The organism is Demequina pelophila (assembly GCF_000971175.1).
Taxonomy (GTDB): Bacteria; Actinomycetota; Actinomycetes; order Actinomycetales; family Demequinaceae; genus Demequina; species Demequina pelophila.
Genome location: NZ_BBLY01000001.1, coordinates 37,744 through 63,606, shown reverse-complemented (window position 1 = coordinate 63,606; position 25,863 = coordinate 37,744). Strand labels below are relative to the sequence as shown.

General features: G+C 72.3%; 26 protein-coding genes. 12 read left to right on the top strand and 14 right to left on the bottom strand.

What is annotated here, in order from left to right; all coding sequences use genetic code 11:
- Positions 1-151: 151 nt before the first annotated feature.
- Together AOM03_RS00295 and AOM03_RS00290 are read left to right on the top strand one after the other, a co-directional pair.
- Positions 152-397 carry a ribbon-helix-helix protein, CopG family gene (locus AOM03_RS00295; RefSeq protein ID WP_062377143.1) on the top strand — a complete coding sequence of 82 codons (246 nt, stop codon included), beginning with the start codon at positions 152-154 and terminating at the stop codon, positions 395-397.
- Positions 394-687, top strand: coding sequence for a type II toxin-antitoxin system RelE/ParE family toxin (locus AOM03_RS00290; protein ID WP_062377142.1), 294 nt, complete (start codon positions 394-396; stop codon positions 685-687). The genes AOM03_RS00295 and AOM03_RS00290 overlap by 4 nt, the downstream gene beginning before the upstream one ends.
- Here AOM03_RS00290 and AOM03_RS00285 read toward each other — a convergent pair.
- Positions 669-1,589: a hypothetical protein gene (locus tag AOM03_RS00285; protein WP_062377141.1), complete on the bottom strand. Its 921-nt coding sequence runs from the start codon at positions 1,587-1,589 to the stop codon at positions 669-671. The two genes, AOM03_RS00290 and AOM03_RS00285, sit on opposite strands and share 19 nt — an antisense overlap.
- Positions 1,590-1,611: 22 nt before the next feature.
- Positions 1,612-2,457 (bottom strand): hypothetical protein, encoded by an 846-nt coding sequence (locus tag AOM03_RS00280; protein WP_156157554.1) that lies wholly within the window; start codon positions 2,455-2,457, stop codon positions 1,612-1,614.
- Between the two features lie 305 nt (positions 2,458-2,762).
- Between AOM03_RS00280 and AOM03_RS00275 the strand changes: the two genes are divergently transcribed.
- The gene (locus AOM03_RS00275) at positions 2,763-4,403 is read left to right on the top strand and encodes an MFS transporter (RefSeq protein WP_062377137.1); all 1,641 of its coding nucleotides are present in this window, start codon (positions 2,763-2,765) and stop codon (positions 4,401-4,403) included.
- A gap of 36 nt (positions 4,404-4,439) precedes the next feature.
- Here AOM03_RS00275 and AOM03_RS00270 read toward each other — a convergent pair whose 3' ends face one another.
- Both AOM03_RS00270 and AOM03_RS00265 read right to left on the bottom strand, forming a co-directional pair.
- Positions 4,440-5,297, bottom strand: coding sequence for a hypothetical protein (locus AOM03_RS00270; RefSeq protein ID WP_156157553.1), 858 nt, complete (start codon positions 5,295-5,297; stop codon positions 4,440-4,442).
- Positions 5,282-5,833 (bottom strand): RNA polymerase sigma factor, encoded by a 552-nt coding sequence (locus AOM03_RS00265; RefSeq protein ID WP_062377132.1) that lies wholly within the window; start codon positions 5,831-5,833, stop codon positions 5,282-5,284. Before AOM03_RS00265 ends, AOM03_RS00270 begins: the two co-directional genes overlap by 16 nt.
- A gap of 219 nt (positions 5,834-6,052) precedes the next feature.
- On the opposite strand from AOM03_RS00265, the gene AOM03_RS00260 reads away from it, so the two are divergent.
- The gene (locus AOM03_RS00260; RefSeq protein ID WP_062377130.1) at positions 6,053-6,448 is read left to right on the top strand and encodes a VOC family protein; all 396 of its coding nucleotides are present in this window, start codon (positions 6,053-6,055) and stop codon (positions 6,446-6,448) included.
- A 103-nt stretch (positions 6,449-6,551) separates the two neighbouring features.
- On the top strand, positions 6,552-8,189 hold the full coding sequence (locus AOM03_RS00255; protein WP_062377128.1) for a DUF885 domain-containing protein: 1,638 nt from the start codon (positions 6,552-6,554) through the stop codon (positions 8,187-8,189).
- A 167-nt stretch (positions 8,190-8,356) separates the two neighbouring features.
- Here the strand turns inward: AOM03_RS00255 and AOM03_RS00250 are convergent, their stop codons facing one another.
- The 5 genes from AOM03_RS00250 to AOM03_RS00230 all read right to left on the bottom strand — a co-directional run bounded on the left by AOM03_RS00250 (position 8,357) and on the right by AOM03_RS00230 (position 12,848).
- Positions 8,357-9,211 carry a hypothetical protein gene (locus AOM03_RS00250; RefSeq protein ID WP_062377126.1) on the bottom strand — a complete coding sequence of 285 codons (855 nt, stop codon included), beginning with the start codon at positions 9,209-9,211 and terminating at the stop codon, positions 8,357-8,359.
- The gene (locus AOM03_RS00245; RefSeq protein ID WP_062377124.1) at positions 9,208-9,906 is read right to left on the bottom strand and encodes a DUF6318 family protein; all 699 of its coding nucleotides are present in this window, start codon (positions 9,904-9,906) and stop codon (positions 9,208-9,210) included. The genes AOM03_RS00250 and AOM03_RS00245 overlap by 4 nt, the downstream gene beginning before the upstream one ends.
- A gap of 394 nt (positions 9,907-10,300) precedes the next feature.
- Positions 10,301-10,771: a methyltransferase family protein gene (locus AOM03_RS00240; protein WP_062377121.1), complete on the bottom strand. Its 471-nt coding sequence runs from the start codon at positions 10,769-10,771 to the stop codon at positions 10,301-10,303.
- Positions 10,772-10,806: 35 nt separating this feature from the next.
- Positions 10,807-11,853 carry a 1-acyl-sn-glycerol-3-phosphate acyltransferase gene (locus tag AOM03_RS00235; protein WP_062377119.1) on the bottom strand — a complete coding sequence of 349 codons (1,047 nt, stop codon included), beginning with the start codon at positions 11,851-11,853 and terminating at the stop codon, positions 10,807-10,809.
- 167 nt (positions 11,854-12,020) lie between these two features.
- Complete coding sequence (locus AOM03_RS00230; RefSeq protein ID WP_062377116.1) at positions 12,021-12,848, bottom strand: patatin-like phospholipase family protein; 828 nt, start codon at positions 12,846-12,848, stop codon at positions 12,021-12,023.
- 56 nt (positions 12,849-12,904) lie between these two features.
- Here AOM03_RS00230 and AOM03_RS00225 point away from each other — a divergent pair, with 56 nt between their 5' ends.
- The 4 genes from AOM03_RS00225 to AOM03_RS00210 all read left to right on the top strand — a co-directional run bounded on the left by AOM03_RS00225 (position 12,905) and on the right by AOM03_RS00210 (position 16,433).
- Positions 12,905-14,599 (top strand): cytochrome c biogenesis protein DipZ, encoded by a 1,695-nt coding sequence (locus AOM03_RS00225; protein ID WP_062377114.1) that lies wholly within the window; start codon positions 12,905-12,907, stop codon positions 14,597-14,599.
- A gap of 75 nt (positions 14,600-14,674) precedes the next feature.
- On the top strand, positions 14,675-14,989 hold the full coding sequence (locus AOM03_RS00220) for a hypothetical protein (RefSeq protein WP_062377111.1): 315 nt from the start codon (positions 14,675-14,677) through the stop codon (positions 14,987-14,989).
- 26 nt (positions 14,990-15,015) lie between these two features.
- Positions 15,016-15,699, top strand: a complete 684-nt coding sequence (locus AOM03_RS00215) for a sigma-70 family RNA polymerase sigma factor (RefSeq protein WP_227589821.1) — start codon at positions 15,016-15,018, stop codon at positions 15,697-15,699.
- A complete protein-coding gene (locus tag AOM03_RS00210; RefSeq protein ID WP_062377108.1) occupies positions 15,696-16,433 on the top strand; it encodes an anti-sigma factor in 738 nt (245 codons plus the stop codon). Before AOM03_RS00215 ends, AOM03_RS00210 begins: the two co-directional genes overlap by 4 nt.
- Before the next feature lie 45 nt (positions 16,434-16,478).
- Here the strand turns inward: AOM03_RS00210 and AOM03_RS00205 are convergent, their stop codons facing one another.
- Entirely contained in the window at positions 16,479-18,170 is a 1,692-nt protein-coding gene (locus tag AOM03_RS00205) for a cation:proton antiporter (protein ID WP_062377106.1), read from the bottom strand.
- A 134-nt stretch (positions 18,171-18,304) separates the two neighbouring features.
- On the opposite strand from AOM03_RS00205, the gene AOM03_RS00200 reads away from it, so the two are divergent.
- Entirely contained in the window at positions 18,305-18,898 is a 594-nt protein-coding gene (locus AOM03_RS00200) for a dienelactone hydrolase family protein (protein WP_062377104.1), read from the top strand.
- 244 nt (positions 18,899-19,142) lie between these two features.
- Here the strand turns inward: AOM03_RS00200 and AOM03_RS00195 are convergent, their stop codons facing one another.
- The 4 genes from AOM03_RS00195 to AOM03_RS00180 form a co-directional block, all read right to left on the bottom strand.
- A complete protein-coding gene (locus AOM03_RS00195; protein ID WP_062377101.1) occupies positions 19,143-19,934 on the bottom strand; it encodes a DUF6226 family protein in 792 nt (263 codons plus the stop codon).
- Between the two features lie 122 nt (positions 19,935-20,056).
- Positions 20,057-20,317 carry a hypothetical protein gene (locus AOM03_RS00190; protein ID WP_062377099.1) on the bottom strand — a complete coding sequence of 87 codons (261 nt, stop codon included), beginning with the start codon at positions 20,315-20,317 and terminating at the stop codon, positions 20,057-20,059.
- A 217-nt stretch (positions 20,318-20,534) separates the two neighbouring features.
- Positions 20,535-22,067 (bottom strand): glycerol kinase GlpK, encoded by a 1,533-nt coding sequence (gene glpK, locus AOM03_RS00185; protein WP_062377097.1) that lies wholly within the window; start codon positions 22,065-22,067, stop codon positions 20,535-20,537.
- 157 nt (positions 22,068-22,224) lie between these two features.
- Positions 22,225-24,030, bottom strand: a complete 1,806-nt coding sequence (locus AOM03_RS00180; RefSeq protein WP_062377095.1) for a glycerol-3-phosphate dehydrogenase/oxidase — start codon at positions 24,028-24,030, stop codon at positions 22,225-22,227.
- Positions 24,031-24,386: 356 nt separating this feature from the next.
- On the opposite strand from AOM03_RS00180, the gene AOM03_RS00175 reads away from it, so the two are divergent.
- Both AOM03_RS00175 and AOM03_RS00170 read left to right on the top strand, forming a co-directional pair.
- A complete protein-coding gene (locus tag AOM03_RS00175; protein ID WP_062377092.1) occupies positions 24,387-25,010 on the top strand; it encodes a hypothetical protein in 624 nt (207 codons plus the stop codon).
- A 20-nt stretch (positions 25,011-25,030) separates the two neighbouring features.
- Entirely contained in the window at positions 25,031-25,696 is a 666-nt protein-coding gene (locus AOM03_RS00170) for a hypothetical protein (RefSeq protein WP_062377090.1), read from the top strand.
- Positions 25,697-25,863 lie beyond the last annotated feature (167 nt).

The following is a 25,863-nucleotide window of genomic DNA, read 5'->3' as shown; positions in this document are numbered from 1 at the left end:
GAACAGGCGACCCCTCCCGGAGGTTGTGAGACACCGCGCGGCGGTGCGACATGACGCTGGAAGGACGGGCGGCGCCGCCGGCGGGCGCCTTCCGCACGACGACGGCCGCGAGTATGCTGAAGTCATACCCGAGCGAACGGTGGGAGTGGCGATGGCGGTGCGCAAGGTCGCGGTGACCCTGCCGGAGGAGCTCTTCGAGATCGTCGAGCGCGCCCGCAGGATCGAGCACCGCACACGTTCGGAGGTGGTTCAGGAAGCGTTGCGCACGCACTTCGGCGAGGCGGTCTACGTGCCGAGCGACGAGGAACGACGACTGCTCACCGCCGCGCTCGATGAGCCGGACGCGTCGCTTCGGGACTGGGACCAGGTGCGAGCCGATCTCCATTCCGACCGGTGAGCGTCCGGCTCACCGCGCGCGCCGCGCGTGACCTGGCCGACATCCGCGACCGCTACCGCGAGGTCGACGACGCGACGGCGGCCCGCTTCCTCGAGAGCCTCGACGGCGCGATCGAGCGGATGAAGATGTTTCCCAACGGCGCTCCGCCGGTCGAGGGCATGCCCGGGGTGCGTCGCGCCCGCGTGCGGCGCTTCCCCTTCGGAGTCTTCTACCGGCTTGAGGGCCCGGACATCGTGGTGCTCCGAGTCCTGCATACCCGGCGCGATCCGTCTCAGGCCGCCTCCAGGTAGGCAACGAGCTGGGACAGCACCGCGGCCGCGGCGGCGTCGTCATTCTCGAGCAGGCCCGTCCTCACCGTGATGAGGTAGGGCCCGGTCGCATAGAGGTACTGGTGACCGTCGTATTCCTCCCCTGTAGGCCCCTCGAGTGCGTCGCCCGCCTCGTCCGTGACCTCGAGCGGCACGCCGTCGACGAGCATTTCCACCTCCCCGCCGCTCACCTCCGCAACCGGGCCGTCGATCCCGTCGAGGTCGACGGACTCGACCCGCAGGCCGGTGAAACGGGTCACCATCGGCGGATTGACATCCGCCTCGCTTACCTCGAACTCGGTGCAGTCGCTCGAGCCCGCCACGACCGCGAGCGTCTGCGCCGCGCCCGAGGCATCGGCGAAGACGCGCAGCTCGACCCCCACGTGGCTCTCCCACGCGGTGCCGCCCGGCGTCTGGGCGTACCCGAGCGACGCGACCGCGTCGCCGGACCTCGCGGTCAGGTCCTGGTCGGTGAGGAGTCGCAGTCCGGCCTCCAGCGGCGCGCAGTCCGCGGGCGCGACGGCCGCGGCCGGCCCCTCATGGAATCCCGTGACGGGGAACCAGCGCGCCTCGGGCGAGTCGTCGGGGGTCCAGGCGAGCGCCTCGCCGTCCCGCCCGCCGACGCCCGCAAGGTCGGGGCTGAACCCCGCGATGTACTCGCCCAGCGCGACGTCATGGATGGGCCGGTCGCCCGGCGCGGGCGCCGCCGCGGGTGAAGCCGTCGGCGAAGCCGTGGGCGAGTCCCCGGGCGAGGCGGCCGCCGTCACCGCAGCGTCCTCGTCCGGGGCTCCGCTCGTCTGGGCGTCGGGCCCGGCGCCGGTGCAGGCCGCAAGCGCCAGGGCGCCGACCGCCGCGGCCGCCGGCCACCTCATCGTGATGCTCATCTCGCGCCTCTCCCCCGCGCCGCTACTCGAGCCCGGCGTGCTCGATGAGGCCGGTGAGGAGCTGGCCCACGACCACCGGCGGATCGTCGAGCCCGTAGCCCTCGCCTTCGTACGTGGTCACCCGGATCACCGCGTTGCCCACTGGGTAGTAGTAGTGGCGCTCGAAGCGTGGACCATCCAGCCGGTCGGCGCCGTCCTCGATCCAGGACTCGACCACCACCGACACGCGCGTGGCGTCGCGATCCAGATTGGAGAAGGCCACGCGGTCCACGGCGACGCCGCTCACCGTCACCTCGCTGCCGCGCTCGAGGATGGACTCACTGAAGCCCGTGCAGTCGTCCGCGGCGGCAAGTGCGGACGCCGGGATGCCCTGAGCGCCCTCGGGGCTGTCGTACAGCCGCACCATCACGTCCGCCACCACGTCGCCCATCGGCTCGCCTTCGGACGACAGGTAGAACAGGTACGCGAACACATCATTGCCCTCCCGATCGCCCTGCCCGAACGAGAGCGCCTCGGTGATGGGACCGCAGGCGGCGGGATCCACCACGCGCGGGGTGTCCGGGAAGTCGTCGATGCTGTCGACGCCGCGCTCGCCGAGCATGGTCGCGTCCGTGCCGTCGATCTCGGGTTCGTACGCGATCAACGCGTTGAGCAGCTGCTCCTCCGCGGCCCCGCGCGCCTCCGGGAAGTCGATGGACCCCTGAGGCGCCGTGCTTCCGGCGGCACTCGTGTCCGGGGCCGCAGCCGCGGTGGGCGCGCCGTCGTCGGCCACCTCCGCGGTCGTGTCCGCCGACTCCGACGTCGTGCACGCGGCCAGCGCGAACGCTCCCGCCGACGCGATCGCCGCGATCTTCACTGTAGTTCGCATGATCGTCCCCTCCCCAGGGTGGGCGCCCCCGTACGGACGCCTCTGCCACCACAACACGTCGTCGCCCCCTCAGGTTGGGGGCAAGAAGACGCGAAAAGAACCCAAGGCCCCTTCCGCATCGTCCCCCGCGGCCCTAACGTTGATATGCGGCGGCGCGACGACGGAAACAGATCCGGCGGGCGCGCCGTTGGTACTTCAGGCGAGCCGGTCCCCGACCGGGCTCGCTGGGCGGCGCGGCCCTCACGCGCCGCCGGATCCCTCCGATGGCGCACCCACCTTGCCCGCCACCGACCAGGGAGCCACCCATGAGCGACTCCACCCGCACCCTCGACCTCGACTCGCTGGCGCACGTCCTCGACCACGCCCCGGCCCACCCTCCCGGCACCGGCACCCCAACCAGGGACGATGCACCGGAGGCCGACCCCACGACCCTCGCCATTCCCACGGTCGCCGGCGGCGAGGCCGTCGTGGTCGACCAGGCGGACCCCGGGGTCCGCAGCCTCGCCTCGCTCACGCTGTCGCCGCGGCGCGCGGGACTCGCGCTCGCCGCGCTCGCTGCCGGCGCGTTCGTCACCGGCGCGAACGAGGCGTCCATCGTGGCGCTCGGCCCGGCGATCGCACAGGGCCTGGGGGTCTCCGTCGCGCAGGTGGGCCTGCTGGCCACCGCCTTCGCCCTCACCGTGGTGCTCGCGGCGCTGCCGCTCACCGCGCTCACCGCGCGGCTCTCGCGCCGCCTCACGCTCGGCGTGACGATGGCCGTGTGGACCGCGGGCGTCGCTGTCGCGGCGACCGCCACAGACTTCGTGCAGCTCGCCGGCGGCCGCGTCATCTCCGCCGCCGCGCACGCCCTGTTCTGGGCCGTGGTCGCGCCCACCGCCGCGAGCATGTTCGCCCCGCATCTGAGAGGCCGGACCGTGACGCGGGTGATGCTGGGTGCGTCCGCGGCGGGCGTGATCGGGACGCCGCTGGTGACGGTGGCGGGCACCCATCTGGGCTGGCAGGCGCCGTACTGGGGGTTCGCCACGCTGGGCGCCCTGCTCGCCGTCGCGCTCGCCGGGCTGCTCCCCGGACGGCCCCGCGCCCGCGGCGCCACGGCCGAGCCCGACGCCCAGCCCGACGACGCCGACGAGGCCCCCGCCCCCCGCCAGGACCGGGGCGACCTGCCGTCGCTGCGCGACTACCTGCGCGTCCTCGCGGTCACGTTCACGGCCTCCGTGGCCATGTCGACCACGTGGACGTACGTCGTCCCCTTCTTCACGGACGTCGCGCACGTGGGCACGGCCACCGTGCCCGTGCTGTTCGCGCTGGGCGGCACCGTCGCGGTGGGATCGACGCTGGTGGTGGGCCGGTTCCTCGCGACCCGGCCCGTCGAGACTGTCGCCGTGGGGCTCGTGATCCTCGCGGGTGCCTGGGGCGCGATGCTCCTGGGCCACGGCTATGGGGCGGTGGGCGCGCAGGTGCTTCAGGCCTCCGGCTGGGCGATCCTGGTGGCCGCGCTGCTGAACTGGGCGCTGCGCCACACCCCGTGGCCCGCGGACCTGGGCGCGTCGACGTACATGGTGGTGATGAACTCGGGCGCCGCGCTGGGGCCGCTGCTGGGCGGCTTCATCGTCGGGAGGTGGGGCCTCCAGGCGACGCCGCTCGTGTCGTTGGGACTCACGGCGGGCGCCATCGCGCTCACCGCGCGCCTCGACCCCAGGACGCTGCGCCGCCTCCACGTCGCCCGCCGCGTGCGCCTCGCGCTCGCCCAGCGTGGCGAGCTCGAGGACCGTCGCCGCGAGTGGATCCGCCGGACGCGCGGGGCAATCGACGGCACCCTTGCCGCGGGGGCCGATGCGGCGCGCGCCACCCATCGCACCACCTCCCGTGGGGTGCGGGGCTGGCTGCGCGGGCTTGCGGCGGCCGTACGCGGCCACGTCGCGGACCTCGACACGCACCTGCGGTGAGTTCCAGGGACTCCGCCCGCGCACTCCCCTCGCCCGCTACCGCTCGCGCACCCAGTCGCCGATGATGCGCGCAGCCAGGTCGTCCGCGCCCGGCTCCACCACCACCGCGACGGCATCCGGACCGTCGACGTGCACCCACAGCGCCCACTCGTCCCCGGCCGCCTGATCGCCGTCGAGGCGCACCCGCACCGCCTGGCCGCGCACGCCGGTCAGGGCGATGCTCGAGCTGCTGACCGTCGCGCCCGAGTCGGCGAGGGCGTCCGCGCAGGCCGCGCCCGTCGCCGCGACCGTGTCCAGGTACGCCAGTGCGGCGTCCTCCGCGGCGAAGGCCCGGGCATGAACCACGTTCGCGCCGCCGGTCGTCGAGAAGACGCCTAGGAACTGTCCCTCGCCGCCCAGGCCCTCGTCGCCCGCGAGCGCGCCCTGGTCCGGCAGCGCGGCACACGACTCCGACTCGGCGAATCCCGCGACCGCCGGGGCGGCGATCGCGGCGCCCGCCGGAGATGGGTCGAGCAGGAAGTGCTCGACCTCCCAGTCCTCCGGGCCCGTGAGCGCTCCAGCGTCCGCCGTCCCGTCCGCCGTCCCGTCCGTCGGCGCGTCGCCGTCGGCGCCCTCCGCGCCGGCCGTCGGCTCGGGCGACGGCGTCACGACCTCGGGGGACGTGATCGGCTGGACCGGGTCGGCGCCCCACCCGCCGCCCAGCGCGAAGCCTCCGGCCACCAGCGCCACGGTCGCGGCCGCGCCGGCCACGCCGATCCCCCACTGCCGAGCGGCCCGTCGCGGGCGGATCGCCTTGCGGTACAGCAGCAGGTCGTCCGCCTGATGCTCCTGGTCGAACGCGATGTGCTCGTGCCGCGCCAGGTCGTCGAGCATGTCCCTCAGTTCCTGTGCCATGACGCACCTCCCTTCGCCGCCCCCACCTGCACCGCCGTCGGCTCGGGCGCGGCGAACGCCCCAAGCTCCTCCCGCAGCCGCGCCACCGCATCGTGCACGTAGCGCTTGACCGCGCCGGCGGAGATCCGCAGGCGGTCCGCCGTCTCATCCGTGCTCAGGTCCTCGAAGTACCTCAGGACGATGCACGCGCGCTGCCGGTCCGTCAGGGTCGCCAAGGCCTTGGCGACCTCGGCGGACTCCCCGGCATGCGCATCGGCCGGGGCCATGTCCCTCTCGACGAGCAGGTGCTGCTTGGACCTGGCCGTGGCCGCCGACCGGCGGCCGTTGAGGAACTGGGTCGTGATCGCGCGTCGCACGTAGCCCTCCGCGGCGTGGATGTTGTCGAGCCGACGGGCGCGGGAGAAGGTGCGGATGATCGCGTCGTGCACCAGGTCCTCGGCGGCCGGGCGGTCGCCGGTGAGCAGGTAGGCGAATCCCACCAGTGCGCCGCGGCGCTCGCGGACGAGCGTCTCGAGCACGCCTTCCCACGACCTCATGGCCGGCCCCCGTCCCCGGCGCCGGTCCGGCGCCGCGGTTCCCGTCGTTCCATCATGCGCTCTCAACACCTGCGGGGCGCGTGCGGTTGGGGCGAGGGACGATGCGGCTGCTGGCCTCGCGACCTCGCGGGAGCGGGCGCACACTGGAACGGTGCGCTCGGGGCGCCGAGCGCATCGGCCCCTGTCCCGGGGTCGAACCCGATCGGAAGGGGGCCTCTCATGCTTGGCGAGGCACGCGCATTCGGCAGTTTCTCGACGGACGACGTCGAGTCGGCGAGGAAGTTCTACGGCGACACCCTGGGTCTCGAGGTGACGTTCTTCGAGAGCCCCGAGATGCCGGGCATGATCGAGATCCACCATCCCGGCGGGCACCGGACTCTCGTGTATGAGAAGGAGGGCCACGTCCCTGCCACGCACACGGTGCTCAACTTCGAGGTGGAGGACCTGGTGGCCACCGTCGCGAAGATGCGTGCGGCCGGGATCGAGCCCCTGGTCACCGACATGACGGACGCGGACGGGATCGCCCGCATGCCAGGCGATTCGGGGACCATGAACGCCTGGTTCAAGGACCCGGCGGGCAACTGGTTCCTCGTGGGACAGGGGCTCAGCGAGTGACCGGAGACTGAACCAGGGAGTTCGCGCGGGGCGATCCTGGCGCGACGTCACGGTCGGCGCCCGGGTGAATCCGGGCCCCGCGCGGGCCGATAGGGTCGCCCCCATGACCGCACTGGAGACGCTCGCCGACGAGTTCTACGACTACGCCATCGCCCTCAGCCCCATCTCGCTCATGTGGACGGGCAAGATCGACCGCCTGGCCGAGTGGGACGACTTCACCCCCGAGGGCCGCGCGACCGCGTGCCGCGAGCTCGAGGACTTCGCCGCCCGTGCGGAGGCGATCGACCCCGGCACGGACCCGCAGGCGATCGTGCTGCGCGACGTCATCATCACGACGGCCCGCGCGGAGATCGCCCGCGACCCGTGGACCCCCGAGCTGCTGCACCTCAACCCCCGCATGGGCGTGTGGGAGATGCTGCTGTCCTTCATCGGCAACTTCCCGCTCACCACCGCCGAGCACGGCGAGGCCTACCTCGCCAAGCTCCGCGCGATGCCGGCCATGCTCGACCAGCTCATGGACGTGGCCGAGGCCGCCGCCGGCGAGGGCCGCGTGGCCCTGCGCCGCCACCTCGAGGAGACCGCCGCATCGGTCGAGGGCTACCTCAACACCGCCGCCGGCGCGTCCGAGCGTCTGTGCTGCCAGGCCGCGCCGACCGGCCTCGACGAGGCCGGCAGGCGCGCGTGGACGCAGCAGCGCAACCGCATCGTCGCCGAGCTGGTCCGCCCGGCGCTGCGCGACTTCGCGGCGCGCGTCTCCGCGCTCGCCGAGCGCGGCATGCCCGACGACAAGCCCGGCCTGGTCCACCTCGAGGGCGGCGCCCAGGTCTACCGCGGCAAGATGTGGTCGAACCTGCTCATCGACATCACCCCGGAGCAGGTCCACCAGATGGGCCTCGACCAGGTGGCGAAGCTCGAGGACGAGTACCGTGCGCTCGCTGGGCCCCTGCTGGGCACCGACGACATCGCGGAGATCTACGCCCGCCTGCGCGACGACGAGTCGCTGCGGTACGACTCGGCGGACGCGATCGTGGCCGACGCGGAGAAGGCCCTCGCCAAGGCCAACGCCGAGGCGCCCAAGTGGTTCCGCCACCTTCCCGTCTCCGAGTGCACGGCGCACGCCACGGAGTTCGGCGCGATGGCCTACTACTCGACGCCGGACCCCAAGACGGGCAAGCAGGGGCAGTTCTACTTCAAGACCTCGGACCCGCACGCGTGGGCCACCTACGAGCTCGAGGCGATCACGTACCACGAGGCCATCCCCGGCCACCACCTCCAGCTCGCGCTGGCCGCCGAGAACGAGTCCGTGCACCAGGTGCAGCGCGAGTTCCACAACACCGCGTTCTCCGAGGGCTGGGGCCTGTACACCGAGCGCCTGAGCGAGGAGATGGGCATGTACTCCTCGGACCTGTCGCGCATCGGCATGCTGTCCGCGGACTCGCTGCGCGCCTGCCGCCTGGTGGTCGACACGGGCATGCACGCGCTGGGCTGGAGCCGTGAGCAGGCCATCCAGTACCTGCTGGACCACTCGCCCATGGACCGCGAGCACATCGAGCAGGAGATCGACCGGTACATCGGCCTGCCCGGCCAGGCGACCGCGTACATGGTGGGCCGCCTCGAGATCCAGGCGATCCGCGCGGAGGCGGAGCAGCGCGACGGCTTCGACATCCGCGACTTCCACGACACGGTGCTGCGCCACGGCGCGGTTCCGCTCGAGACGCTGCGGAAGATCGTCCTGGGCTGAGTTCTCTTTTTCGTTCCCGCCTGACCGGGGACGATGCGGGGCGCGCCGGCATCTGCCGGCGCGCCCTTTCGTCTTTGTAGCTTCCCCGCCGCCACTCCACCCCTGCCGCGCCACTACCCCGCTGCTACTCGACGAGCACCGCGCGCGGCCTCATCATGGCTCGGCCACTACTCCACCAAGACCGCGCGCGGCCTGATCACGTCGAGGTCGATCGTGGGCGAGGCGCTCGCGATGGTGCTGCTGAAGGGCTCCCAGTCCCCGCCCGAGATTCGGTAGTGGCCGGTCCACGTGGTGGTGAGCACGACTGATGCTTGCTCCACCCACAACGGGTACGCGTACGTCACCGTCGCGTTCGGGTAGGGACGGCCCGGGTCCGTGGTCGTGGTGCTCTCGCCGTCTCCCCACTCCCAGGTGAAGGAGGACGGCGTCGCACGGATTTCAACCGGCGCCCCAAGGACCGTCGCAGTATGCAGTCGCGGGTTGTCCTCCGCGATCGCGATGGTCGGCATGGTCGCGTACACCCAGCCGGTGTCGGGCTGGAGGGTGACCTGGGTGGGCTCGGGTCGCAGCGACGTCCACTCGCGCTCGAGTGCGGCGCGAATCTGCTCTGGGGTGGGACACCCAGGCGCATTCTGCACGATGGTCCAATCAGTCCAAACGCCGTCGATGAACTCGCGCATCCACAGTTGCTGCACGAACTCGAACTCGCCCTCACAAAGCGCGGGCAGGACATAGGCGGCACAGTTGCCCGGGTCAAGAAGCCCTGGAAACACTGCGGCCGCCTCCAACGGCCCCGAGACTCCTTCCTCGTAGCAGGCGTACGAACGGAGGTACTCACGAAGAGCTTCACCTGTTCTCGTTGTCGCGCCGCTCGGGAGGCGTGAGATCGCCGCCCCCACCGTGAATTCCGGACCGGTGACTTCGTTGGTGAGGTCGCTACCCTCTGGAAGCGCCCGGTCGGTTGCCCAAGCGGCGACGACGAGGCCGACAAGCACGTGCGCCCAAGTCTCGTGCATGATCATTGCCGCGCTTCCGCGGCAAACTGTTGCACCCTCCAAGCTCCATGCACTCGTGCGAGTTCGAGCGCGAACGTCATTTCGGCGGCAGGGAACTGTTGAACCACATCGTTGCTCGCGTCAACCCACGCCGCCTCGAGCACAGGCATTTCAACGACGACTGTCGCGAGCGTTTCGTTGTCTGGAGCGAGGACACCCCTGGCATCCATCTCTGACGCCACTACACCACCGCCGCGGTAGGACAGCCCTGAGGTGTCGGTCTCATTGAGAGATGAGGAGGCGTCGACGCAGTATTGGCATGCATCGGTTGACAAGGAATCCCAGAGGCTTGTGTCGCCTGTCTTGTACATCGGTGCGTGCTGCTCCAAGAAGAAGACCGCCGTGATCACGGCGCCGTCGAGGTCCGGCGAGTCCGCGCCTTCGGGCATGAGTGCGAACAACTCCTCGTTGCTGAGCGGCGCGGCCGCCGACACCGACGGCTGGACATCCGCGGACGGCGACGGCGACGCCGCCGCCGACGGTGATGGCGTCGGATATGCCCCCGCCTCGGACACCGCCGGCTCAGGCGACGCGGGCCCGGACACTGATCCAGCCGCGGTCGGCACCGGCGTCTCCGACACGATCGGGCCGGGCGCGCCGGTGCAGCCCGACAGCACCCCCACGCTCACGGCGATCGCCGCGCCCCCAAGGACGAATCGCATGAAACACAACGTAATGGGCCAAGTCCCTCACGGGAAGGGGCGGTGGACAAGTAGCGAGCGAGGAGGCCTCTCTTCGTTTCGGCTTCTACAGTCCACGCTGAATCAGCGCGCTCCGAAGGGCCATCCCGAGCGCGCGCCCAACGGGGCGCCAGCTACAGCGCGAGGCCTATTTCAGCCGACGCTGTAGAACGCGAAACGAAGAAGGTCTCCTCTCGCTTCAGGATCCGCGCCGGAAGCGACCCACTGTGCTTCCGCAGGAGAGGCGGGGGCTGGCGCGGACCCCGGGGCGGGTTGGGCTGGTTGGGGCCCCAGGCGGGGCGGCGCCGACCCCGAGGCGGGCTGGCTCGACCGGAGGCGACGACGGTCGCCTCAGCCCCTGCGAGAGAGGGCCGACTCAGCCCCTGCGCAGAAAGGACAGGGGCACGTACTTCGCCGTGCGCGCCGCGTACTCCGCGTATCCCGGGTACGCCTCCCGCAGGAAGGACTCCTCCATGCGGGTCTTGACCTCGAAGAACACCGCGAGCACGACCGCGAGCGCGTACGTCCACAATTTCCCCGACCCCACCGCGAGTCCGAACGCCCCGGTCAGCACGGCGCCGTACATCGGGTGGCGGATGTGGGTGTAGATCCCGCCCGAGGCCAGGCCCTCCCCATTGGGAATCGGCATGGGCGTCAGCGCGCGGCCCAGGTCCTTCGCGCCCCAGAACACGCCCAACGATCCGAAGATGATGAGCATCGACCCCGCCCACCACGAGCCGAAAACCGCAGGTCCGGGCAGGAATGCCGTCAGCGCGACCGCAAGGAACAGCACGCCCTGAACGCCCACCATGAGTGCGCCCAGGAGTCGGGTCTGCGTCGCTGCCACCGCGCCAGGCTAACAACCCCGCGAACCACGGGTGTTCACTCCGCGCTGGCCACGCGCCGCTTCTGCTCCGCCACGCCCGAGACGCGCGGCTGGTGCTCGTCGATCCACGCGTCGACCTGCTCCCAGCGGTCGTAGAGCCACGCCTCGCGCCCGGCGCGATCGGCGGGCAGCTCCGCGACATCCGTCGCCCACCCCTTGAGAACGATGCGCTTGTCCACCGGAAGCTCCCGCCACACGTCGCCCACGGTGGACAGGCGCTCAAGCCCGGTGTGCGCCACCACCAGCACGACCGCATCGGGCCTCGCCTCGATGGCCGCGAGCACGCCACCGGGGTGCGGGGGCATCACGTGCGGCATGGCCTCGGCGCGGGCGGCCAACCGATCACGCCCCGCCGCGCGCAGCGCCTCGATCCGCCGGGCACGGCGTCGGGGCGTGGCGTTCGCGCCCTCGGGGAAGATCAGCAGCGCACCGTCCGGCCCCAACGCCCCGGCGAGCGCCCCGACCGCGGCCCGGCCGTCCGGCGCGCCGGAACCGCGGTGCGCGCGCGGCGTCACGAACTTGGACGGGATGCGGTTGAGCAGGATGTCCACCGCCGGGTCCCACTGGAGCGTGTCCTTGAGCACGATCGCGGGCTCGCGCGCGAACTTGTTGAGCAGCGCGTGCACCAGGATGAGCGAGTCGCCGGGCCCCGCGTGCCGGGAGACCACGATGATCGGCCGCGCGTCCGCGATCCGGTCCACGTTCGCGTCCGCGATCTCCACCTCGAGGCGCAGCGTCCACCGCGCCTGCGCGAACAGGAACCGCAGCATCCCGCGCGCGAACGCGTAATGGTGGTGCTGCGAGGCCACCGAGTCGATCCGCGTGCCGAACCCGTGCCACACCCACAGCCCCGCGAGCGCCACGATCGCCACCGCGTCCCACAGGAGGTACAGCCCCGTCAGCCACACGACGCGAGTGATCCGCAGTCGTCCCGGGAGCGCGAGACTCACGATCGCCGCGACCGCCACGATCAGCCAGAACGCGAACGGCAGCCACAGGAACGCCACCAGCACCAACGCGGGCGCGAGCACCGCGCGCCGCACCCAGCGAGGAGGAAGCCGCCACCAGTGGGTGCGACGGGACGATGCACCGGCGGGCCTCGCGCCTCCCCCGCCTACGCCTCCCCCGCCTTCGCGCGGGACGCCCCCGCGCGGGCCGGCTCCTCGCGAGCTGCCTCCGCGCGGGCCGCCCTCCCCGGGGAGGTCGCCGCTCACGCGAGCCCCTGCTCGACCAGGTACGCCGCCGTCGCCGAGCGCGCGGCCTCGATCCGCAGGTGCGTCCGGTCGAGCCGGCGGTACGCGCTCACCTTGTGATCGCCGCGCTGCGGCCCGCCGTAGGGCAACACGTGGAGGTCCACGTGAGGCGGGACCAGCGCACGCTCGCGCTGGAAGCGGTGGCGGCGCGAGATCTCGAAGGCCACGCGGGCGACGTCCGTGGGCTTGCGGGGCGCGTGCAGCGGCTCCTCGATGCGCCCCACCTGGAGCACAAAGATGGTGGTCGCACCCCGGTGCACCGCCTCCCCCAGCGGGATGGAGTTGACGATGCCGCCGTCGATGAAGTGCTCGTCGCCGATCCTCGTGGGCGGCAGCGCGGCCGGCACCGACGCGGACGCGAGCACCGCCTCCACCAGCGGACCGGAATCGAACCAGTGCTCGGACGCCCTCTCGATGGAGGCCGCGCACACGGCGAGGGGCACGGCGAGATCCTCGAACCGTGCATCGTCCCCCACGACGTGCCCGATGAGCCGCCGTAGCGGCTCCGGGTCGTTGAGGTGGACCTTCGACTTGGCGAGGCGGCGCAGCTGGCGGTACCAGTTCTCGCCGTAGATGGCCGCGGCGGTGGGCGAGGCCCACGCCTTCTCGAGCCCGTCGACCACGTGCGGCGTGGGGTCGTACGCGAGCGCCGCGCCGTTGATCGCGCCGATCGACGTGCCCACGATGAGCTGCGGGACGATGCCGACGTCGAGCAGCGCGCGCATCATCCCCACCTCGGTGGCGCCCCGCACTCCCCCGCCGCCCAGCACGAACGCGATGGTCATAGGCCCAGGCTAGGGGCTGGGCCCATCCACCGCCGGGGCCGCGCCGAACCACGGGCATGCTCACCCTCATCCTCGTCGGCGTGGTCTCCGGTGTGATCACCGCCGTCAGCCCCTGCGTCCTGCCGGTGCTGCCGGCCATCCTCTCGTCCTCGATCCAGGACGGGGCGTCCAGCCGGCGCCGACCCATCATCGTGGTGGCGGGCCTGGTGACCAGCTTCGCGTTCTTCACCCTGCTGGGCGGCATCATCCTGTCCAGCCTGGGCCTGCCGGACGACCTGCTGCGGTGGACCGGCATCGTGCTGCTCGCCGTGGTGGGCATCGGGCTCATGATCCCCAAGCTCGGCGAACTGCTGCAGCGCCCCTTCGAGCGCGTCCGACCGCTCCAGATGGACCGCCAGGGCAACGGCTTCGTCATGGGACTCGCGCTCGGGCTCGTGTTCGTGCCGTGCGCCGGCCCCATCCTCGCGTCCATCACCGTGCTCGCCGCGACCAACGGCGTGAGCTGGGGCCTCGTCGCGCTGACGCTCGCCTTCAGCGTCGGCATCGCGATCCCGCTGTTGGTCTTCGGGCTCGCCGGTCAGGCGATCTTCGCGCGCATCAAGGCCGTCCGCGAGCGCCTCCAGCTCATCCGCACCATCTCGGGTGGCGTGCTGCTCGCGACCGCGCTGGTCATCGCAACGAATGTCGCGGAGCCGCTCCAGCGCATCGTCCCCGGTTTCCTGGCCCAGATCCAGGCCGGCATCGAGGACAACGACGCCGTGCGCGACGAGCTCGACACGCTGTCCGGCCGCGAGCCCATGGATACCACGGTGACCGGCGACGCGATCGGCTTCGACGCATGCGAGGAAGACGCCGCGATCCTGCAGAACTGCGGACCTGCGAGGGACATCGTGGGGATCGAGGCATGGCTCAACACCGACGGCGAGGCCCTGAGCATCGAGGACATCACCGCGGACGGCAACGTGGTGCTCGTCGACTTCTGGACCTACTCGTGCATCAACTGCCAGCGCACGTTCCCCTACCTGACCGCATGGGACGACAAGTACCGCGACGACGGACTCACGATCATCGGCGTCCACTCGCCCGAGTTCGCGTTCGAGAAGGTGGTGGACAACGTGGAGGACGCCGCGAGCCGCTACGGGATCGAGTACCCCATCGCGATCGACAACGACTTCGCCACGTGGCGCGAGTGGGACCAGCGCTTCTGGCCCGCGCACTACCTCATCGACCAGACCGGCACGGTTCGGCAGGTGCACTACGGCGAGGGCGCGTACGAGGAGACCGAGCGCCTCATCCAGGAGTTGCTCGACACCGCCCCGCAGATGGTCGAGGAGAACCCGCAGGCGCACACCGCCGACCGCACCCGCGAGACCTACCTGGGGTATCGCCGCGGCCGCAACGACAACGCGGAGCCCGACTTCCCGCGCGACGAGCCGCACGACTTCGCGGACACGGCGCCGGCGGACGAGGGGGTCGTGTCGCTGGGCGGCACGTGGACCGTCACGGAGGAGTACATCGAGGCGGGGGACGATGCTGCGCTCGAGATCGCTTTCCACGCCGCCTCCGTGAACCTCGTCATGGCGGGCGAGGGCACCGTGACCGTCTCCCTCGCCGACGAGGGCTCGACCACCACGGTCGAGGTCGACGGCACCTCGGATCTCTACCCGCTGTGGGAGGGCGAGGCGCGCACGGACACGCTGCGCCTCGAGTTCTCCCCCGGCGTGCAGGCGTACGCCTTCACCTTCGGATGACCCATCCAGCCCGCCCGGCGCACCGAACAGGAGGCGTCGGGAGCAGTCCCCAACCAACCCGGCACAGGAGGAAACATGAACGGCATGCGGAAGCTCGCGATCCCGGCGATCGGCCTGTTCGCGGGCACGATGCTCGCGGCGTGCGGCGACACCGAGCCCGCCGCGGAGGAGTCCGACGGCGCCACCATGGAGGAGACCATGGCGCCCGACACCATGGAATCCGAGGACGCCATGGAGGACGACAGCATGGAGGCGACGCACTCGCCCGACGCGATGGAATCCGACACGATGGAGTCCGAGGACGCCATGATGGAGGACGACTCGATGAGCGACGACGCGATGGAGTCGGACGACGCCATGACCGACGACGCCATGGAGGACGAGGGCTGACGCCCCGGGACGATGCGGAGGCCCAGGTGAGCGCGGATCGCGAGCGGCGGCTGCGGGCGGTGCCCGCGGACGCCGCCGCGTCCCCGCCGCCGGACCCCGCCGCGTCCCCACCCCCGGCCGCCGCGTCCCCGCCCCCGGCCGCCCCCGCCTCCCCGACTCCTCAGGACCTCGCGACCCTCATGGTCGACACCGGCCGCGGCTCCACGGAAGCATTCGAGAAGGTGCACGACGCCCTCGCGGGCGCGGTCTACGGGCTGGCCCTGCGCATCGTCCGCGATCCCCAGCTCGCCGAGGACGTCGCCCAGGAGGCCCTCGTCGAGGTGTGGCGGCAGGCGCCGCGGTACCGGCCCGCGCAGGGCTCGGCGAAGGCGTGGGCGCTCACCATCGCGCACCGCCGGGCGGTCGACCGGGTCAGGTCCGAGCAGGCGCACGCGGACCGGCTGCGGGCGCACGGCGCCCGCCACGAGCCGCAGGTGGAGGCCGTCGAGGATGTCGACGACCGGCTCCATCGGGAGTGGGCCGGGGCACGGGTCCGTCAGGGCCTCGCCTCGCTCACCGGGCTCCAGCGCCAGGCGCTCGAGCTCACGTACTACAAGGGATACACGAATAGGCAGTTGGCTGAATCGCTCGGCATCCCCCTGGGCACCGCGAAGGCCCGGGTGCGGGATGCCATCATCAGGCTGCGCGACCAGTGGGAGGTGACACCATGACCGACAACGTGCACGGGCTGCTGGGCCCCTACGCGGTCGACGCCGTCACGCCCGCCGAGCGCGCCGCATTCGAGGCGCACCTGCCCACGTGCGAGGAGTGCCGTCTCGAGCTCGCGAGCCTGCTGGAGACCGCCGCCGTGCTCGGCGAGGCCGAGGCGGCCACGCCGCCGCCGTCGCTCCGCGGCCGAGTGCTCGACGAGGTCGCCCGCACCGCCCAGGTGCCGCCCTCGATCGAGAACGGAACCGGCGCATCGTCCCTGGACACGGTGGCGGAGGCGCGGACCCGACGCCGCTGGCCGCGCCTCGCGCTGGCCGCTGCCGGCGCGCTGGTGCTCGCGCTCGGCGGCGTGGTGGGAGGCTCGATCCTGGCCGACCGCAACGCCGAGCTCGCCCTCGAGAAGGAGGCGATGATGGTCGCGAGCGCGCCCGACGCGCACTCGATGGACCTGGACCTGGGCCGCTCGCACCTGGTGATGAGCGACCGGATGGCGAGCGCGGTGGTCATGGGCGACGACTGCCCGTACCCCAAGGACGGCATGGAGTACCAGCTGTGGCTGGTGATGGACGACGGCACCAAGATGGCCGGGCCCACGTTCATGCCGGACGACGACGGCGCGTACATGACGCTGGTCGACACGGACATGGACGGCCTCGCCGCGATCGCGGTCACGGTGGAGCCGAGGGGCGGCTCGGAGCAGCCCACGTCGGACGAGGTCGCGGTCGTCGAGCTGTAGGGACGCGCGGTGAAGCCGTAGGGACGCGCGGTGGAGCCGTGGCGCTCAGTCCGCGTCGGGGTCCTCGGCGCGCAGGTGGGCGCTGATCTGCTCGGCGTCGAGGATGCGCATCACCTCCGCGAGCGCGTGCCCGCCGTAGGTGCCCACCTTCCGGGCCTCGAGCAGCCGCGCCCGCTGCGCCTCCACCACGGCGAGGCGCAGCTCGAGGAACTGGGCGCCCATGTCGACCTCGTCGTCCTCCTCGTCGCGGGCGTGAACCACGGCACGGTGCACGGCCTCGACCACACGCGGCTCGTAGGGCGAGCCGTCGGCGCGGCGCAGGGCGGGGTCGGCAAGCATCGCATCGGCCACCCCGGCGACCAGGCCGCGCAGCTCGGCCTTCTCCCACTCGTCGTGCGGGGTCTCCCCCGCGATCCCGAGCCGGCGCGTGAGGTGCGGGAGCGTGAAGCCCTGGATGAGCAGGGACCCGGCCGCGACCACGAACGCGATCAGAACCAGCGTCGAGCGCATGGGGGTGTCGCTCGGCAGCGTCTGCGCGGCGGCCAGGGTGATCGCACCGCGCAGTCCCGCCCAGACCAGCACGCTCCCCTCGCGCCAGCCCAGCGGCCGGTTCTCCTGGTAGGCGGCGTCGGCGTGGCGCTGCTCCCGGCGCAGGCCCGCCCGGCTCGCCCCGTCCGCGCCGCCCGTCCCGCCCGCCTGACCCGCCCCGCCCGCGCGCTCCGCGAGACGACGCCGCGCCCGCCGGGCGCGCCGCGCGGCGATCATCACCAGCGGCGCGATGTACGCCGTGCGCACCAGCAGCACGAGCACGAGCGCCGCGGCGCCCAGCCCCACCGCCGCCGCGATCGACCCGTGCGTCTCCTCCACGTCCTCGAGCAGCGTGATGAGTTCGAGCCCCAGGATCAGGAACACGGCGCCCTCGAGCAGCAGTTCGGCCGTGTGCCAGTTGGCGCGTTCGGAGATGCGGTCCGCGGGCCGCAGGAAGATGGGCGCCCGGAAGCCCGCGACCAGCCCCGCGACCACGGCCGCGACCAGGCCGGACGCGTCGAGCAGCTCGGCGGGCACGGCGGCCGCGAAGGGCGCGACGAAGGAGATCGCGGTGGACGATGCGGCGCCCGGCACCGCGCGCCGCAGCCGCACGTTCGCCTCGCCGGCGATGAGGCCGATCACCACCGCGATGCCGACCGCACGGCTGAGGTCCCAGGCCGCCTCGAACAGGGACATCGACGCGACCGAGGCGGCCACGGCCGTCCGGGTGAGCACCAGCGCCGTGGCGTCGTTGAGCATCGACTCGCCCTCGAGCACCGTCACCACCCGGGGCGAGACCCCCATCTTCTTGATGACCTGGACGGCCACCGCATCGGTCGGGCTCACCACCGCGCCCAGGGCGGCGCCGATCGCGAACCCGATCCCGGGGATCACCTGGACGAAGAACAGGCCCATGAGCAGCGAGCTGAGGATCACCAGCACCACGGACAGGCTCGAGATGGCCCAGAAGTCGCGCCGGAACTCGGTCGCGGGCACCGCCACCGCCGCCGAGTACAGCAGCGGCGGGATGATCCCCAACAGGATCACCTCGGGCTCGATCTCCACCGCGGGGAATCCGGGGATGAGGCTCACCGCCACGCCCACGAGCACCAGCAGCAGGGGCGGCGCGACCTTGACCCGCGACGCGAGCGCGTTCACGGTGACGATCGCGACCACGGCCACGACCCCGACGAGCAATGCCTCGTCCATCCACGACCTCCCTGGTGCAGGCGCCCTCCGGCGCGATCCCAGCCAACCACCTCGGAGGCGCGACGCGCCACGGAACCTTCGCATCGGCGGCGCGTTCGGGTGGCGCGCACGGCCCCGGGGCGCAAAACTGGGGTATGGCAGAGATCCTGATGTTCCACCACTCGCTGGGGCTCACGGAAGGCCTGCTCGCGCTGGCCGAGCGGCTGCGCGCGGGCGGCCACGAGGTCCACTGTCCCGACTCCTACGCGGGCGTCACGTTCACGGACATCGACGAGGGCGTGCGCCACGCCCAGGCGATCGGCCACGACGCGCTGCAGGAGGCCGCCCACATGGCGGCGCGCCGACACCGCGGGGCGGACGTGGTGATGGGCTTCTCGCTGGGGACGATGCAGGCCCAGCTTCTCGCGCAGGATCGCCGGCGCTTCCGCGCCTGCCTGCTCGCCGGCGGCGCGCTGCCGCCGGCCGCGCTCGGCGGCGTGTGGCGCCACGAGGTGGCGCTCCAGGTCCACGTCGCCGACCCGGACGAGTGGGTCGAGCAGTCCGAGATCGACGCGCTGCTCTATCACGCGCCCCACGCGCGCCTGCACCGCTACTCGGGCGCGGGGCACCTGTTCATGGACACCTCCACCGCGGACTACGACGCGGACTGCGCGGACCTGTTCGAGGACCGCACCGTCGCGTGGCTCGCGGACATCGACGAGCACCAGCGTTCGCGGATGCCTGCGTAGCGACGGGCGCGCACGCAAGAAAACAGACATTGCGCGCAAACCGATGCCGGGGTAGCGTCGGGAACGTCGCATTCTGAGGTGGCTGAGGGCACACAGACGCACCGCCCGATCACTGACACCTGAGGGCCGCGGCGAGCGCGGGGGGCCGATTCCAGGCGGTCGCGGAGCAATCCGGGACCGCCTGGAATCGTGCGGCGCTCAGGGAACCGCGGGACCTCGCGGCCTCTTGCTCGGCGGGTCCGCCTCAGGCGGACCGGGTGCCGCGGTGCCGGCCGAAGCCGCGCGCCGCGCGCTCCTTGAGCAGGCGCAGGACACGGTCCTCGTCGACGATGCGACGCGGCCGTGACCGCTCGTGCCCCAGGGGGCTCGGGTCGCGGTCGAGGTCCTCGAGCCGGGTCCACGGCTGCCAGCGCTCGCCGTGGCGCGCGCGCTGGCCGTGCTTGAGCGCCTCGATGCTCTCCTTGCTCGCGGCCTGGCGCGGGGTGCGGCTCGCCTGGCCTCCCCACGCGCCCGCGAAGGAGGTCTCGATTCCGTCGGTCCACGTGTAGCGCTCCTGGAAGCGGCCGTCCGCGACGGCGAGCACCAGGTGCTCGAGCTCCTCGATGCAGCCCTCGAGCGACTCGTCGCACGCGTCGCAGCCGCAGGCCGGCGCGCGCTCCGCGCCGGCGGCCCCGACGGCGAGCACGACGGTCGGGAAGGTCGTCTCCGCGAGGTGCAGCGGCGCGGCGAGCGAGTTGCGCGGAACCACCGACGTGGTGCGGGCGACGGCCACCTGACCGTGCTCGTACCGGGCCAGCGCGACGGGCGCATCCGCGGGCAGGCCCTCGGTGACGGTGACGTCGACGTCGTAGGTGCTCGCGAGGTAGTCGACCAGCGCCCGCGCGTGATCGATCAGCGGCGCGAAGCGCTCCGGGTGACGGGTACGGGAGTACGTCGCCTCGGGAGGGCCGCCCGCGCCCCAGCGGTCGCCGTAGGGAATCGGCTCGCCCTCGGCGTCCGTGAACTGCAGCTCGGGCACCTCGGGACGCTCGTACACGTCCGTCAGGCTACCGCTCGGCCCCGCGCAGCGGGGGGAGCCTCGCGGGGCGGGCGCCGCCCACGATGTCGGGCCGCACCCGACCCCTGGCGCTCACCCGCCGGGCCCCACCCCGGCCTGCCTCAGCCGCCCGCGAGCAGGCTGGTGCGCGGCTCGACCAGGTGCTCGGGCCGGACCAGGCCGATCGGCAGCTGCGCCTCGTCGACGAAGTAGCCGTCCCAGAACTGCCGCCACGGCAGGTGCGGGATCGGGTCGAACTCCGGCGCCACCGCGTCCACGTACCAGCCCGAGAAGGCACCCATGCCGCGGTCGAATGCGCCGACCCAGACGACCGCCCACAGCAGCGCGCCCACGATCGCCAGGCCCACCACCTGGATCGTCACGTCGATCCATGCGATGCGCCTGTCCCGGGCGTGCTCACGGGGCCGGGCCGGCATCTTTGCCGGCCGCGGCGCCGCCACCGCGCGGGGCCGCCGCACGTGCCACGAGGGGACCGAAATGTATGGAACTGTCACGATTCCTCCTGGTTCCATCTCAGCGGAGCGGCACGCTCGCCGCAACCGGAGTGGCCAGATCGTGACCAGGCGCGTGCGCTCGCCGTCAGGTCACGTCGTCGTCGACCCAGTCGAGGGTGCGGGCGACCGCCTTGTGCCAGTTGCGGTAGAGGCGCTCCGCCTCCTCGGCAGGCATGGCCGGGTGCCAACGGCGGCCCTCGCGCCAGTTGTCGCGCAGCTCGTCGAGGCCCTGCCAGAGGCCCACCGCGAGCCCCGCCGCGTAGGCGGCGCCGAGCGCCGTGGTCTCGGGCACCTCGGGCCGGACCACGTCCGCGCCCAGGATGTCCGCCTGGAATTGCATCAGCAGCTCGTTGACCGTCATGCCGCCGTCGACCATGAGGGTGTCGATGTGCAGGCCCGTGTCCGCCTCGACCGCCTCGAGCACGTCGCGGGTCTGGTAGGCCGTCGCCTCGAGGACGGCGCGTGCCAGGTGGTGCTTGGTCACGTACCGGGTGAGACCCACGATGGCTCCCCGCGCATCGGCCCGCCAGTGCGGCGCGTAGAGGCCGCTGAAGGCGGGCACGAAGTAGGCGCCGCCGTTGTCGGGCACCGCGGCGGCCTGCGCCTCGATCTCCGCCGCGTCGCGGATGGCGCCGATGTTGTCGCGCAACCACTGCACCAGCGCGCCCGTCACCGCGATGGACCCCTCGAGCGCGTACCGCGGCGGCTCGTCGCCCAGGCGATACGCGACCGTGGTGATGAGCCCGTGCGAGCTCTCCACCCGGTGCTCGCCGGTGCCCACGAGGATGAAGCTGCCGGTGCCATAGGTGGCCTTGGACTCCCCCGCGCGGAACGCCGCCTGGCCGAACGTGGCGGCCTGCTGGTCGCCCAGGATGCCCGCGATGGGCACCTCGCGCAGGAGCGAGCGGCCCGTGACATGGCCGTAGACCTCGGAGCTCGAGCGGATCTGCGGCATCATCGCGCGCGGGATGCCGAACGCCGCGAGGAGGTCATCGGACCACTCGAGCGTGCCGATGTCCATGAGCAGCGTCCGCGACGCGTTCGTGACGTCGGTCACGTGGATGCCGCCGTCGACCCCGCCCGTGAGGTGCCACACCAGCCACGAGTCGGGCGTGCCGAACGCGAGCTCGCCTGCCTGGGCCCGCTCGCGCGCGCCCGGGACGTTCTCGAGGATCCACGCGATCTTGGTCGCGGAGAAGTAGGTCGCGAGCGGGAGTCCGGTGGCGGCGCGGAAGCGGTCGGTGCCGGCTTCGGCCGGGCCCACACCCTCCCGCGCGAGCGCGTCCACCATCGGCTGCGTGCGCGTGTCCTGCCACACGATCGCCGGGTAGACGGGCTCGCCCGTGGCGCGGTCCCACACGATGGTGGTCTCGCGCTGGTTGGTGATGCCCACGGCCGCGATGTCGTGGCGCGTGATCTCCGCCTGCGACAGCGCCTGACCGATCACCAGCCTGGTGTTGCGCCAGATCTCCTCCGGATCGTGCTCGACCCAGCCCGCGTGCGGAAAGTGCTGTGCGTGCTCCATCTGCCCCGAGCTCACCACCGCTCCGGCGCGGTCGAACACCATCGCCCGCGTCGAGGTGGTCCCCTGATCGATCGCGATCACATAGCCGCTCATGAAGCTCCCTCGCCCATGCGGCTCAACCTACCGCCCGCCCGTGCCCCACCCTCGCGCATGGGTACCTCCGCGAATGGGTACCTCCGCGAATGGGTAGACCACGGTCGCTTCTGGCCAATCTTTGCACCTGAGGGGTAGGTGGTTGTCGCCGCGGCGATCACACCGGCAGCGCCCGCGCCCCCAGGTCCACCCCGTGGGCCTCGCGCAGCACGTCCCGCACGGCCGCGACCTCCTCGCGCCGGCGCCGGCCACGCCACCCCAGCGCGTCGCCGACCACGTCCGCGAGCTCCACGAGCAGCGCGCCGCTGATCCGCCCCTCGAACGCGAGGGTGGTGCGCCGCAGCACCAGGTCCTCGAGCCGGACCACGCGCTCGTGGCGGCAGATCCACCGGATCTCCTCGCGCGTGTACTCGGGGGCGTGCTTGAGGGGGGTGCCATGCGTGATCCGCTCGCCGGCCCAGCCGAGCCAGCCGAGCACCGAGTCGGTGTTGTCGGCCCAGCGCCCGCGCTCGGCCCGCGCGATCCGCTCCGCGCGGGTTCCGTAGCGGGTGAGGAGGGTGTCGGCGCGCTCGACCGTGAGGCCCGGCATGTGCTCGGCGATCCACGCCGGCCGATCGTCCGCGGAGGGGAAGCCCCGACCGCCGCCGATCGCCGCTCCCCGCGTCGACGCCACCCGGGCGCGACCGAGGATGGGAAGCACCGCATCGGCCACCGACTCCCCCAGCGCCCGGAAGGTGGTCCACTTCCCCCCGACCACGGACAGGAGCGGCACCCCGCCCGGCAGCGCCGACTCGACCACGCGGTAGTCGCGGCTGACACGCCCGGGATCCGCAGCATCGTCCCTGGGAAGCGGGCGAATGCCCGCGTAGCGGTAGACGATCTGCTCGCGCCGCACGGGGATGCCCGGGAACACGCGCGCGGCGAGCTCGATGAAGTAGTCGACCTCGCCCTCGGTGCAGCGCGCGGGCTCGAGCGGGCTCGCGGGGATGTCCGTGGTGCCGAGGATGACGCGGCCGTGCTGGGGGTAGACGAGGACGATGCGGCCGTCGTCGTTCTCGAAGAAGATCTCACGCCCCCGGCAGGCGGCGTGGAGCGCGGGGCTGTCGACCACGATGTGCGAGCCCTTGGAGCCGCCCACGTGCGACGTCTGCTCGCCGAGCGCGCCGTGGACCAGGTCGACGAACGGGCCCGCCGCGTTGACGACCACGCGCGGTCGCAGCGGGATCTCCTCGCCCGTGAGCGTGTCGCGGACCGTCACGACGCCGGGCTCGGGGACGCCGACGGCCTCGGCGTAGGTGGCGAGGCGGGCGCGCGACTCCGCGGCGAGGGCGTCGAGCGCGACCTCGAGCGCGAGCCGCTCGGGCGCCCATACGGCCGCGTCCCAATAGGTGGCGGACATGCGGGTCTCGGGGTGGAGGTCGGGCAGTTCCGCGAAGGTGTCCTCGCGGCCGACGATGCGGTGGCGCGGCACCGCGGTGCCGTCCTGGGCCCTGCCCACGCGCGAATACGAGTCGTAGATCTTCAGGCCGGCGATCACCAGGGCGGCGCCGCGCTCGTGCCGACGCTGCGGGCCCCGGCCGGCGAGGAACCGCAACGGGGCGCTCGCGAGGCCCGACCAGGTGTGGCGCAGCGGAATGGTGGTCGCGAGCGGGTGGACGTGGTGGGGCGCGGTGGACAGGAGGTCGTTGCGCTCGGCGACGGCCTCGCGGACCAGGCGGAACTCGCCGTTCTCGAGGTAACGCAGGCCGCCGTGGATCATGCGGCTGCTCGCGGCCGAGGTCTCCCCCGCGATGTCGCCCCGTTCGACCAGCGCGACGTCGACCCCCTGCATCGCGAGGTCGCGGAACGTCGCCACGCCGTTGATCCCGCCGCCGATCACGAGCACGTCACAGGACGGGCGGGCACGCAACGCCTGCACCTCGGGACGCGCGGCCCGGGTGCTGCGGGGACGCCGCGAGGCCATGAATCCAGTGTCGCGGGGGCGCGCGATGTGGGCAACAGGTGTTCGCTACCGGCGTCGTGTCGGGGGCGCCCCGCACTTGCCCCACCCCGCCCCGCACGCCCCCCCGACCCGAAATGGGTAGCTCACCGTCGTTCTCGCGAGGTTCCTGTGTGTGAGGGGTAGCTGGTTGTCGTTCGGACTGTTGCCCCGCCCCTAGCCTGCGCCGCCCTTCACCCTCAATCTGCACCACCGCACGGCCGGGCGTATCCTGAAAGGGCAGGAAGATCGCGATATTGCCCCGTTCGCCCGTGCCCCGAAACACCTCCGGGCGAGGCAGGGAGCGGAGGCGCATCGTGTCCGCGCGGAGGACGGCGGCGGTGGCCTTCGTAGGCGCGCTCGCACTGGTCGGCCTCGCCGGATGCAGCGGCGACGATCAGGCCGCCACGATCGCCGACCTCGAAGAGCAGGTCGCTGCGATGACGGCGGAGCGGGACGAGTTGCAGGCGCAACTCGACGGCGCCGCCGCCCGGTACGACAAGGTGGTCGCGGCCAAGGCCGAGGTCGAGGCGGTGCTGGCCGACGAGTCCGCCTACGACGACATCGCCACGATGGTGGACCGGCTCGCCGCCTTCGCCACCGACGGCGCACAGATGGAGGACGACGTCTTCGGGTCGATCGGCTACCGCTCCGCGTGGTTCTCCACGCTCTCCGGCGACGTCGAGGCTCGGATCGACACGGTGCGCCAATGGACCGACCCCGACGGCTCCACGTCCGGGAGCCTGTGGGTCTGGCACGGCACCAACGCGCAGGGCAACCCCTTCGCACTGATCGGTGTGTCCGTCATGACCTACGACGACGACGGGCTCATCACCCACGAGTGGGTGGGGTACCCGTACACCGACGAGTTCGTCCGCGAGGCGATCAGGGGCGCCGGCACCCCGACCGACGCGACCGGGACGCCGTGGGACGAGGTCGCGGCAGCGGACTCCGGCGGGGCCTGAGGAAGGGAGGGCGCGCCACCATGCGATCGCGCGCGACAATCACGAAGCCCCTCGTCGCGGGGCTCGGCGCGCTCGCGACGCTCGGCGCTCTCGGCGCGGTCTCCGGCTGCGGCGATGGCGAGGAGCGCGCTCGACAGGAAGCCGCTGTCGCGGAGCTCGAGCACCAGCTCGAGAACATCACGGCCGAGCGCGACGCACTGCAGGACCACGTCGATGCCGTCCTCCTCAGGTACGTGCTCGTGGTCAAGCACGATGCGGAGCAGGAGGCGCTGCTCGCGGACGACTCCTTGCGCGCCGACCCCGACGCGCTCCTCGACGAGCTCTCGTACTACGTGATCGACGGCGCGAGGTTGCACAACGAGACCTTGGGGAGCACCAGTTGGCGCTTCGGGATGAGGGGCACCCTCTTCACGACCGCCGAGGCCACGATCGACAACGTGCACAGTTGGATCGACCCCGACGGCTCGACCACGGGAAGCCTCTTCGTCTGGAGCGGGACCAACGCCGAGGACGAGCCGTTCGCCCTGGCGGGCGTCGCCATCCAGTTCTACAACGACGACGGGCTCCTCACCCACACCTGGGTGGCCCACCCGTACCCGGACGGCTTCATCTGGAACGCGGTACAAGGGAGCGGCACCCCGACGGACATCGAGGGGACCCCGTGGGAGGCCACCGACTCCGAGTGACGTCTCGCCCCACCAGAACCCGAATGGGTATCTGATAGTCGCTCTCGCGAGATTCCCGCGCCTGAGGGGTAGCTGGTTGCCGGTCGCCGAACGAGCCACCCGCTCGCGTTGCACCAACACCGCACCGGGCACAGGATGGAGGGAGGTCCCCGCCGCATCGAAGGAGC